Source organism: Variovorax sp. RTB1 (genome assembly GCF_035018765.1).
Classification (GTDB): Bacteria; Pseudomonadota; Gammaproteobacteria; order Burkholderiales; family Burkholderiaceae_C; genus Variovorax.
In genome coordinates this window covers 1-9,675 of record NZ_JASJXG010000088.1, presented here as the reverse complement: position 1 = coordinate 9,675, position 9,675 = coordinate 1, and the positions used below count along the sequence as shown (strand labels likewise).

The following is a 9,675-nucleotide window of genomic DNA, read 5'->3' as shown; positions in this document are numbered from 1 at the left end:
ACGGCGGCGGGGGCGGCGGGGGCGGAGCTACCCGTACCTGGCTTGCCACGTCGGCCATGGCGTTACCCATCGGCAAGCCCATGGCCGCCCCCATGCCGAGCCCCATGCCGGCACCGATCAGTGGCGAGATGCCAGTACCCTCATTGCTGGCAGCACGCTCCATCGTGTCGAACGAACGCTCCTGCTGGTAGGTGAAACCCAGGATGTCCATCTCGGCACGCTTGGCCAATGCCGACTTCAGTCGGGCAACAGCCGGATCGTCTTCAGGTGTGCTGATCGAGTTGACGAAGAAATTGACAATGCAAAGCCCGAACTCCTGAAGCCCCTCCCCCATCTCGAGCTCGAGCGTCTTGGACAGCACGTTGAGGTGCGCCGAGATCTCCAGCACGGAGATTTTTTCCTTGACGATGGTGCGTGCGATGCAGTCCTTGACGCGTGTCAGGATGAGACCGCGAAAGAAGGAAGAAAGGTTGTCGCGCGTGAAGAGCGTTGTGGTGCCGACGAGCTTCGTCAGGAACTTGCGCGTGTCTTCGATCTGAACGCCGTACTGGCCAAAGGCCCGCACCGGCAGCATCACGTTGAACTTGGGATCCTGAACCTGGATGGCGTCCGTCGTTCCCCATTTCACGTCCAGCGGCATCGAACGATTGGTGAACCAGACTTCTGCGGTGAATGGAGAGCGGCCGAAGGGCAGATTGATCAGCTTGGAAAGTATCGGCAGGTTCTCGGTCTTGAGCGTGTGACGGCCCGGGCCGAATGGTCCTTCCATTTGCCCACCACGCACCAGGACCGCTTCCTGCGACTCATTGACGATCAACTGGGTCCACGTCGAGAGTTCGATGGAATGGAACTTGTGCGCGTACTCCTCGTGCGTTGCGTCCCACTTCACTACGTCAATGATTGCCATTTTTAAAACTGTTTCGAGATTTGTAAGCGAATATAACCACTTAGGACCTTCTCGAAGCTTCGAACAGAAAATGGATCGCCAGAACGGCCATTTGTCACGGCCCACTGGCGCCCACGATGCATTTTCACAACGCGCAAGCTAGAAATGGGTACGGAAGTTCTCATTATTTTATTGCCGAAAATTAAGGTGAGCACGTAACCCCCGTTCTACTGCGTTTGCAAGAGACACTGATGGCCGCTCCCACAACAAGTCCTTGGCCAAAAACGTGACTTAATCGTCGCTTGGCTAACCCCGTTGTCTACTCACAAACAATTGTCTATTTGGTAATTGTTCTATTTGGATACATTTGCTCCAAGGCAACAAACGGTGATCGATTGAGCGCTGTTGGCTTGCTGGTTTCTCAACTACCAAGGACTCAAGAAAATGGCCACTCGGATCGCGCTCAAACACAAAGACACCGGCATCCTGAAAGACGGCTTTTACGGTTTCTCGTGGACCACGCTGTTTTTCGGATTCTTCCCGGCGCTGTTTCGCGGCGACTTCATCACGTTCATCGGCGGCTTCGCCGTTACCGTCATCATCGGCGTGCTGACCGTGGGAATTGGCGCATTCTTTGTCGGCCTTGCGTGGGCCTTCATGTACAACAAGTACTACACGCGCAAGCTCCTTGAGCGCGGTTACATCCTAGCCGGCAGCGAGGGTGACAATGCACTGGTGGCATCCGCGCTGGGTCTCGCGATGTCTTCCGCCGCAGTCGCCTGACGTATTTCAAGCGGTCGGGGCTCGTGGTGTGCGCCGACCGGTTGCAAGTGCAGGCGGAGCAACTACCCGTTTGATCCGGCGCCACCGCTGCCCATTTCGTTTTGCTCTGATGACCTGTGCCGCCAAGCCGGTGGGGCTTTGTCACAATCGGGCAAAAAAAGGATGGCAAAGCTTTATCTTCAATTTGGCATGGTGGTTGCCACCGTCTCCCTGTTCCTTGCGGCGCTTGCGCTGAGAGCCCTGCTTTTCTCGGCTTTCGAGTTTGTGCCCATCACCAACTGGATCTACTTGCCGGCAGGAGTGCGATTGCTGTGCATGCTGCTATTCGGAGAGGCCGGGGCGCTCAGCCTGCTCATCGTGTCCGGGCTGGTGAGCTTGCACTACTTTTTCCCGGAAGACTTTGAGCGCGCTTTCATGGCTGGCATTCTGGCCACAGCCGCGCCCTACCTGGTCTACCGGCTGGCCCACCGCCTGTTCGGGCTGCAGATGGTATGGGCGCCTCCCTCCTACCGTTAGTGCTGCTTGCACTGCGCCGCGGGAAGTGCCAGATTGGCGATCCCATCCGCTCGGGCCACTACGCGGCACGCAAACGCAGGCAGATCCCGCCTCCAGTATGCCAAGCCAGCGTGCATTTGAAAGCTGCATTCGCCGCCAGTGGTGGTGCTTACGCAAGCCGTCGTCTCCGGGCGGCAGTGGCCTTGCGAGGCGTCGTAACGGGCAGCTATCGCATGCGCAGTTTGATGCGCCCGCATGGCTTGCGCTCGGCGTGGAAGCGCAAGTTCGTACACACCACCGACAGCCGACATGCATTGCCGATCTGACCCAACGTGCTCGATCGTCAGTTCAATGCGACGCGGTCCAACCCAGCGTGGGTCGCTGACATCACCTACATCAGAACGCGCAGCGGCTGGCTGTATCTGGCTGTATCTCGCAGTGGTGCCAGACCTGTTTACGCGCAAGGTCGTGGGCTGGGCAATGGCCCCAGACATGCGGGCGATGCTGTTGTGTCAGGCGCTGCAGTTGGCCATCGCACAGCGTCAACCGGCGCGCGGCTTGATCGTACCTTCGGACCGTGGAAGTCAATATGCAAGCAACGCGCATGGAGCCCTGCTCACCAAGCACGGGCTGGTGGGCAGCATGAGTCGCAAGGGAAATTGTTGGGGCAATTCAGTCATGGAACGCTTCTTCCTGAACTTGAACTTGAACTTGAACTTGAACTTGAACTTGAACCTGAAGATGCAGCGGATCTGGCAGCGAGACTACGCCAATCATGCCGAAGCCATGAGCGACATTGCCGACTACATCGTCAGCTTCTACGACGGTGTGCGGCTGCACTCCACACTGGGCAACTTGCTACCCAATGCCTTCGAGCAGAAATCGGCAATCAATCAACCTATCGATGTGTCTGAAATAACTTGACCGGGGCAGGCGTCCATCATGAAGATTACGACAGTTGGCATCGACTTGGCAAAGTCTGTGTTCCAGGTTCACGGCATCGACGAGCACGCCAAGGCGGTGCTAAAAAAGCAGTTGAAGCGCGACCAGATGGGCGCGTTCTTCGCGAACCTGCCGCCGTGCCTGATCGGCATGGAAGCCTGCGGTAGCGCCCATCACTGGGCTCGCAAGCTGCAAGGCTTCGGACACACGGTCAAGCTGATGCCGCCGCAGTTCGTCAAACCCTACGTGAAGACCGACAAGAACGAGGTGGCCGATGCTGAGGCGATCTATGCGGCGGTGGCACGACCGAACATGAGGTTCGTTCTCATCAAAAACGTTGAGCAGCAGTCAGTGCTTGCCTTGTATCGTGTGCGCCAAGGTTTCGTGAAGGCGCGTAGCGCACAAGCCAACCAGATTCGCGGCCTCCTTGAAGAGTTCGGCCTCATCATTCCGCGGGGCATCGTCAACATCCCCAAGCGCGTGCCGGAGTTGACTGAAGATGCCACCAACGAATTGACAGGGACATCCCGAATGTTGGTGGACCGGCTGATGGACCATCTCAACGACCTTGACAAGCAGGTCAAAGAAATCGAGGCGCAGATCAGTAAATGGCATCGCACCAACGATGACAGCTGCAATCTGGAAAAGATCCCAGGCATTGGTCCTATCACGGCGAGTGCCTTGGTCGCCACGATCGGAGACGCGAAGAACTTCGATGACGGACGTCAGGTAGCCGCGTGGCTCGGCTTGATGCCAAAGCAGCATTCAAGCGGCGGCAGGTCGACGATGCTGGGCATCAGCCAGCGCGGCGATTCCTATCTCCGCACACTGCTGACCCACGGCGCGAAGGCAGTCATCTACGCCGCTCAACGCGAGACGCAGAAAAGCGATGATTGTTTGAGCAGACGGCTAACGCGGCGGAATCTGAATGCGGCATCGGTTGCACTGGCGAACAAGAACGCCAGAATTGTGTGGGCGCTCTTGGCGCGAAACCGCGAGTTCCGATCCAGCTACACAACCGAAGGCGAAGCCGCAGCCGCATAGCTGGCACATCGACGAATTGGGACGACAAACAGAGAGGGGGATCAAACCAACCGATTGCTCAGGTGAGCATGAAGTGATGGCAAGACAGGCAAGACCGTGGTTGGCAAAGCCAGATATATCCGGAGCACACAAAGTGCGTCATGGCCGATAGGGGCGCCAACCCGCAAATCCCATCGGGGACAGCGGCCGCGAGGTCGCAATCAAAAGTCCGAATGTGCGGGCGCAATCTTTATCTTTGCGTCGTCATGATTGAGAACTTGGCAAACCGGGGCGTCCATGTACGGATATAAGACTGCAGCCTGCCTCCAGAATCGTCACACACACGAGTTCTTGCAATCCGGGAGGCGCCCATCTCAGGCTTCCCCAACGAACCTGACGCCAGGACGCCTGTTCGGCTGCATGGTCGCCTTCGCCGTGGCGAGCCCCCTGCTCCATCACCTCTGGTTCTTTGCCCATGGCGAGCGCGGCCATCTCCTGAGTGTATTTACGATCATGGCGTTCGGCAATTTCACTGGGACCGTTGTGGTGATCTACACACTGAAACCGCTGCTAGCGATCGTTCCGGCGGAACCGCGCTGACCCATCTCCCAGAACCTTGCTTGCATCAGCACTTGATGGTGTGCAGGCAGTCAATCTCAGCTCCCCAGCGCGCCAGAGCGATTTGCAGGTCGCGCTCGGTGGGATGGGGGTTCGACGCAGTCGCCAGTAAGGTGCGCGTTGGCCTCGTGGGCACCGGCACTTTCAGTAGCCGAAGCACTACCAGCTTGTGGCTGATGGACAGTTCTCCGTTCATCGCGCAGCGTTGTGTTCGTGCGGTTGCGCGGCTTGCTTGGGCTGCGCGTCGATATAGGTTCGGGCTTGCGTCGCCAGCGCCGCGATCGCGGCCGAGCCCTGCTGAAATCCCCTGCCCAGCGGGATCTGGTGCGCGAGGCGCTGCTTCAAATGCAGTTCGGCGTACCGGCGCAGATCGTTCCCTGGCACGATCGTGTCCAACTTCACGGCGGCGATCCGCCCTGCGTACTCAAATCGATAATTGGGCCTGGATTTTTCCATCGGAGGGTGCCTCCACGCACCGCAATCGCAGGCAGAATATAGTTGTTAAATTGGCAAGTAAATAGTCCGCAAGGGGTGCATGTGACTAAAAGCAACGATCAAGCCCAGACTTATCTCCGGTGTCTGAATCTGGTAAGTGCAATCCGCGAGCTACCGCGGCTGGACGCGTTCGAGGAGCGCGTGCTCAAGGGCCTGGCATCCACCTGGGCCACCGGCGCCAGCATCACGGTGCTGCAGGCCAAAGTCCTGACTCCGGACACGTCGCCCACGACAATGCAGCGCCGCCTGAAGTCGCTGCGCAAACTCGGCCTCATCGATCAGCTGGAAGATCAACAGAACACGCGCATCAAGTACGTGGTGGCCACGGCGAGCGGCAAGGCCTATTTCGCCAAGCTCGGACAGTGCCTTGACCGGGCAACCAAGGGCACCTGGCCCCCATCATATGTTTGAACTACAAGCCACCTCTGCCGGGCTCGCCATGGAGCAGGCGCTACTAAAACGATTCGAGTTTCACAGCATCGAATGCGTGGTGCCGCTGCTGAACGACTATCTGTGCGTTCAAGAAGACGACCGTATGCGTCGCAACGAGGATCGCTGGGAAATCTGGCTGGCGGTCCTCGGCGTGATGCTGGTAGCCGGTGGGGGCGTGGCTCTCGCGTTTGTGACAAGGTAGTCGGCCAGGGGCGGCGCTGCAAGCGCCCTATTCATGTTGGCGCCGACCGAGAATTGACCCACTGGGGATGCGGATGAAATCTTGGACTACCAGGAGGTAGTTCATGTATTCATACAAAGACAGGATTCGAGCGGTCGAGTTGTACATCAAGCTCGGCAAACGCGTCAGGGCAACCATTCGCCAGCTGAGGGCTATCCAACCAAGAATGCCTTGAAAGGCTGGTGCCGGGAATTTGAGCAGCGCCTCGATTTGTTGGTGGGCTATGCGGGCCGATGCCCCAAGTATTCGCAGGTGCAGAAGGAGGTAGCTGTGGCGCACTACCTCACGCACGAGCGCTGCATTGCTGCGACGATGACGGCCTTGGGTTACCCTTGCCGGACCACGATGACCGAATGGCTCCGCGAGGTGCTTGCTGTGGCCACGATGGCCATGGTCGGCCGGGCCAGACGTCCAGCGTATTCCGGGGCATTGAAGCAGGCGGCAGTGATCGAACTGTGCACCCGGCAGAGCAGTGCGAAGGCTGTGGCTCATAAGCTGGCGGTGCGCAGGCCCACGTTGTACAACTGGAAGAACCAGCTACTTGGTCGCGAGGCTCCCGCATCCATGAAACGCAACAACTCTCCGCCGGTGCCGGTGCCGGTGCCGGTGCCGGTGCCGGTGCCGCCAGAGAGGGAGAGGGAGAGGGAGAGAGAGAGAGAGAGACTGGAGCGCCAGCTCGAATCGATTCGGCGCGATATCCGGCAACTGCAGCTCGAGCGCGACCTTTTGAGGAAGGCCAATAAAGTTTAAAAAAAGGCTTGGGCGTCGATCTGCAACTTCTGACCAACCGGGAGAAGACATTGTTGGCTGACGCCCTCAAGGAGCTATGTGGTCTGCCAGAGCTCCTTGCCCAGTTGGAACAGCCGCGAAGCTCGTACTTGTACCATCGAGCCCGTGGGAAGGTGGCGGACAAGTACCTCGCCGTGCGTCGCAGCCTCACCGACATCTTCGAGCAGAACCACCGCTGCTGCGGCTACCGCAGGCTGCAGGCTTCGCTGATGGGTATTCGGGCCCATAGTGACCCCTCATTCCGAGCTATCGTGACCGAGCATTCCGCTCGAACGTGACCGGTCATCCCGGGCTCGAACGTGACCGATTTGCAGGCAGTCCGGAATCCCCGGTCACGATGCCGGAATCGTCGTTCACGGCAGCGGAACGCTGCCGTATGTCAGCGTGTTGCTGTTGCGCATTTCATCCACCCCATGCGGGGTTAGCCTGCCCGGCTTTGCCGGAGACAGGCGTGCCCGCACCAAGGATCAACATGCGCAAGATCAGAGACGTTCTGCGTCTCAAACTCGAAGCTCGTCTCTCCCATGAGCGGATCGCGGCGTCCCTCGGCATCTCCAAGGGCGTCGTCGCGAAGTACGTCGGCCTGGCCGCCGTTGCCGGCCTGGACTGGGCCACCATCCAGACCCTGAGCGACACGGCGCTGGAACGCCGCGTCGTGCAAGGCCGGCTGAACCGGCGGAGCCATTACATGCTGCCCGACTACGGCCGCATCCATCAGGAACTGCGGCGCAAGGGCATCACCCTCATGCTGCTCTGGGAAGAGTACGTGGCGGCCCATGCCGGGCAGCCCACTTACCGCTACAGCCAGTTCTGCGAGCGGTATCGACGCTATGCATTGCGACTGAAGCGCTCGATGCGCCAGATCCATCGCGCCGGCGAGAAGCTCTTCGTCGACTACGCCGGTCCGACGGTCGAACTCACCGATGGTGCGCAGGCGCATATTTTTGTGGCCGCGCTCGGTGCCTCCAGCTACACCTTCGCCTGCGCAACGCCGCGCGAGACGATGGCCGACTGGCTGCATGGGTGCGCACGCGCCCTGAGCTTCATCGGCGGCGTGCCCCAGTAATCGCAAGCTCGGGATTACTGCGGTAATCAGCAGGACCCAATAATGTGAAGGAACGTGAGCAGGGCCTCGCCCGTTAAGGATTCAGCATCTTCCTGCTTCACATTATTTCTCTCGTGCAACCCTTGGCTGGGAATCCACCCGCCAAGGAGACATGGGATGTCAGACCTTCTAGCTCAGCGCAGCACGCTGATTTTGCGATTCGAAGAGCATCTTGCGAGGGCACGGTACAGTTCTGCCGCGACCAAGCGCTATCTCGCAGTCGCAGGACACTTTCTCAAGTACATCGAAGGTCGGCATTTGCCCATCGACGCGGTGCACCCATTGCACGTGACGATGTACTTGAAGCGGGAGTTGCTTCAATTCTCCATGCGCCATGGCCATGCGCCGGTATCGATTGAGCACTGGCGTGGCTCGCATACTGCGGGTTTGCATCAGTTTCTTCGATGCGTGGTTGCACAGTGGCCGCCGACTGCCATTGCCGGAGGCTCCAGCGGAGCCACCGGCAAGGCAATTTGCGCGGAGTATGCGCAGTGGCTTCGTGAGCGTCGGTGCCTGGTTGCCGAGACCATCTCTGAGCGGACTGCCGAAGCAGGACGCTTCCTGTCCTGGTACGACGAACGCAACAAGGCAAGCCCGCTCTCAGCCATGGCGATCGCTGACGTCGATGCCTACTTGCAGTCGCGAGCGCCATCACTGCGGCGGGTTTCCCGCAAGGGTCTCGCACAGCGCATGCGCTGCTTTCTGCGCTTCGTCCACGCCTCAGGCAGAACGGAGCGCGACCTCGCGCTTTGCGTGATGGCTCCGACGCTCTACGCTTACGAATCAATCCCTTCCGCGTTGACCCCCGACCATGTAAGTGCCGTGTTGCAGACAGCACGCGACGACCAATCGCCGAAGGGACTGCGCGACTACGCGATCTTGCTGTTGCTTGCCACCTATGGGATGCGCGCCGGCGAGATCACTCGACTGCAGTTGAACGACATCGACTGGCGCACCGACCGTATTTTCGTTTGCCACACCAAGACAGGCTCGCGATCGATCCTGCCGCTGATGCCTGCCGTCGGCGAAGCAGTACTGGCATATCTGCGCCGAGGTCGACCCAGCACCAATGTTAGGGAGATCTTCATTCGGATGCGAGCGCCGTATCTGGGCTTCGAGAGCGGCTCCAGCCTGTACACGTCGACCAGGCGTCGGCTTGACGCGGTGGGCGTACAACCCGACGGCAAACGCGGACCACATGCCTTCCGGCATGCGCGCGCGGTGAGCCTGCTTCGCGACGGTACACCGATGAAGATCATCGGTGACGTACTGGGGCATCGATCGGCGTCGTCGACATCGGTATACCTCAAGCTCGCCATCGAGGATTTGCGCGATGTCGCGCTTGAGATCCCAGGCCTGGCCCAGCAGGGGCAGCCATGAGCGCACAGCTTGCAGACGGCGGTGCCGCGATCAACCGCTTCTTGTTGAACCTGCACCCGCGCAGTCGCGACACCGTCAAATGCTACCGATGCATATTGGTTCAGTTCCAGAGCCATGTGCAGCTGTGCCCTCGCGACACCGCGATTTGCCAGTCCACCATAGAGTCGTGGCTTCGCGGCTGCCTCTCGCGCTGGCCGCAGCACTATGTGCTCCATCGCGCTCGCGTTGTCGACCGGTTCCTGGACTTCCTGGCGGCCGAAGAATCCATCCCGGGTAATCCACTTGCACAGCTTTGTCTCAACTATGGCCAGCGAGTCGGCACCCCGATCTTGCGGGCGCTTCTTTCGTCAGATCCTGCAGGGGCGCTCGAGTCTCTGAAGGCGCTGCCGCGGTTCGCAAGTGTGCATGGCGCTGTCGGCGCCGGTTGAACTTTGACCCACCCTGCCGGTTGAACTTTGACCCGGGGATGGAAGCCGGCATCGTGGA

At 59.5% G+C, this 9,675-nt stretch carries 10 protein-coding genes and 3 pseudogenes; 11 read left to right on the top strand and 2 right to left on the bottom strand.

Going from position 1 to position 9,675, the window contains the following annotated elements; translation table 11 throughout:
• A partial coding sequence (locus QN397_RS26005; protein WP_323502421.1) for an SPFH domain-containing protein occupies nucleotides 1-907 on the bottom strand: 907 nt, incomplete at its 3' end.
• A 423-nt stretch (nucleotides 908-1,330) separates the two neighbouring features.
• Between QN397_RS26005 and QN397_RS26000 the strand changes: the two genes are divergently transcribed.
• From QN397_RS26000 to QN397_RS25980, 5 genes and pseudogenes are all read left to right on the top strand, one after another.
• Nucleotides 1,331-1,669 carry a hypothetical protein gene (locus QN397_RS26000; RefSeq protein ID WP_323502420.1) on the top strand — a complete coding sequence of 113 codons (339 nt, stop codon included), beginning with the start codon at nucleotides 1,331-1,333 and terminating at the stop codon, nucleotides 1,667-1,669.
• Nucleotides 1,670-1,831: 162 nt separating this feature from the next.
• On the top strand, nucleotides 1,832-2,185 hold the full coding sequence (locus QN397_RS25995; RefSeq protein ID WP_323502419.1) for a hypothetical protein: 354 nt from the start codon (nucleotides 1,832-1,834) through the stop codon (nucleotides 2,183-2,185).
• Nucleotides 2,186-2,211: 26 nt separating this feature from the next.
• Nucleotides 2,212-3,088, top strand: a pseudogene (locus QN397_RS25990) (IS3 family transposase); the annotation flags it as partial.
• 18 nt (nucleotides 3,089-3,106) lie between these two features.
• Nucleotides 3,107-4,150 carry an IS110 family transposase gene (locus QN397_RS25985; protein WP_323502418.1) on the top strand — a complete coding sequence of 348 codons (1,044 nt, stop codon included), beginning with the start codon at nucleotides 3,107-3,109 and terminating at the stop codon, nucleotides 4,148-4,150.
• 399 nt (nucleotides 4,151-4,549) lie between these two features.
• The gene (locus QN397_RS25980; RefSeq protein WP_323502417.1) at nucleotides 4,550-4,729 is read left to right on the top strand and encodes a hypothetical protein; all 180 of its coding nucleotides are present in this window, start codon (nucleotides 4,550-4,552) and stop codon (nucleotides 4,727-4,729) included.
• Nucleotides 4,730-4,939: 210 nt separating this feature from the next.
• On the opposite strand, the gene QN397_RS25975 is transcribed toward QN397_RS25980, so the two are convergent.
• Complete coding sequence (locus QN397_RS25975) at nucleotides 4,940-5,203, bottom strand: hypothetical protein (protein WP_323502415.1); 264 nt, start codon at nucleotides 5,201-5,203, stop codon at nucleotides 4,940-4,942.
• Nucleotides 5,204-5,284: 81 nt separating this feature from the next.
• On the opposite strand from QN397_RS25975, the gene QN397_RS25970 reads away from it, so the two are divergent.
• The 6 genes and pseudogenes from QN397_RS25970 (at nucleotide 5,285) to QN397_RS25945 (ending at nucleotide 9,617) form a co-directional block, all read left to right on the top strand.
• Nucleotides 5,285-5,653: a MarR family winged helix-turn-helix transcriptional regulator gene (locus QN397_RS25970; protein ID WP_323502413.1), complete on the top strand. Its 369-nt coding sequence runs from the start codon at nucleotides 5,285-5,287 to the stop codon at nucleotides 5,651-5,653.
• Nucleotides 5,646-5,876 (top strand): hypothetical protein, encoded by a 231-nt coding sequence (locus tag QN397_RS25965; RefSeq protein ID WP_323502412.1) that lies wholly within the window; start codon nucleotides 5,646-5,648, stop codon nucleotides 5,874-5,876. Before QN397_RS25970 ends, QN397_RS25965 begins: the two co-directional genes overlap by 8 nt.
• A 103-nt stretch (nucleotides 5,877-5,979) precedes the next feature.
• A pseudogene (locus tag QN397_RS25960) lies at nucleotides 5,980-6,913 on the top strand (IS3 family transposase); the annotation flags it as partial.
• A gap of 242 nt (nucleotides 6,914-7,155) precedes the next feature.
• Nucleotides 7,156-7,767 (top strand): annotated as a pseudogene (locus tag QN397_RS25955) (IS21 family transposase); the annotation flags it as partial.
• A gap of 336 nt (nucleotides 7,768-8,103) precedes the next feature.
• Nucleotides 8,104-9,189: a site-specific integrase gene (locus QN397_RS25950; RefSeq protein ID WP_323502422.1), complete on the top strand. Its 1,086-nt coding sequence runs from the start codon at nucleotides 8,104-8,106 to the stop codon at nucleotides 9,187-9,189.
• Complete coding sequence (locus tag QN397_RS25945) at nucleotides 9,186-9,617, top strand: hypothetical protein (protein ID WP_323502410.1); 432 nt, start codon at nucleotides 9,186-9,188, stop codon at nucleotides 9,615-9,617. Before QN397_RS25950 ends, QN397_RS25945 begins: the two co-directional genes overlap by 4 nt.
• Nucleotides 9,618-9,675: the final 58 nt, after the last annotated feature.

Bases quoted from the DNA above. Each gene is read 5' to 3' on its own strand.
- QN397_RS26000 (WP_323502420.1), top strand. From the start codon at position 1,331: ATGGCCACTCGGATCGCGCTCAAACACAAAGACACCGGCATCCTGAAA.
- QN397_RS25995 (WP_323502419.1), top strand. From the start codon at position 1,832: ATGGCAAAGCTTTATCTTCAATTTGGCATGGTGGTTGCCACCGTCTCC.
- QN397_RS25985 (WP_323502418.1), top strand. From the start codon at position 3,107: ATGAAGATTACGACAGTTGGCATCGACTTGGCAAAGTCTGTGTTCCAG.
- QN397_RS25980 (WP_323502417.1), top strand. From the start codon at position 4,550: ATGGTCGCCTTCGCCGTGGCGAGCCCCCTGCTCCATCACCTCTGGTTC.
- QN397_RS25975 (WP_323502415.1), bottom strand. From the start codon at position 5,203: ATGGAAAAATCCAGGCCCAATTATCGATTTGAGTACGCAGGGCGGATC.
- QN397_RS25965 (WP_323502412.1), top strand. From the start codon at position 5,646: ATGTTTGAACTACAAGCCACCTCTGCCGGGCTCGCCATGGAGCAGGCG.
- QN397_RS25950 (WP_323502422.1), top strand. From the start codon at position 8,104: ATGTACTTGAAGCGGGAGTTGCTTCAATTCTCCATGCGCCATGGCCAT.
- QN397_RS25945 (WP_323502410.1), top strand. From the start codon at position 9,186: ATGAGCGCACAGCTTGCAGACGGCGGTGCCGCGATCAACCGCTTCTTG.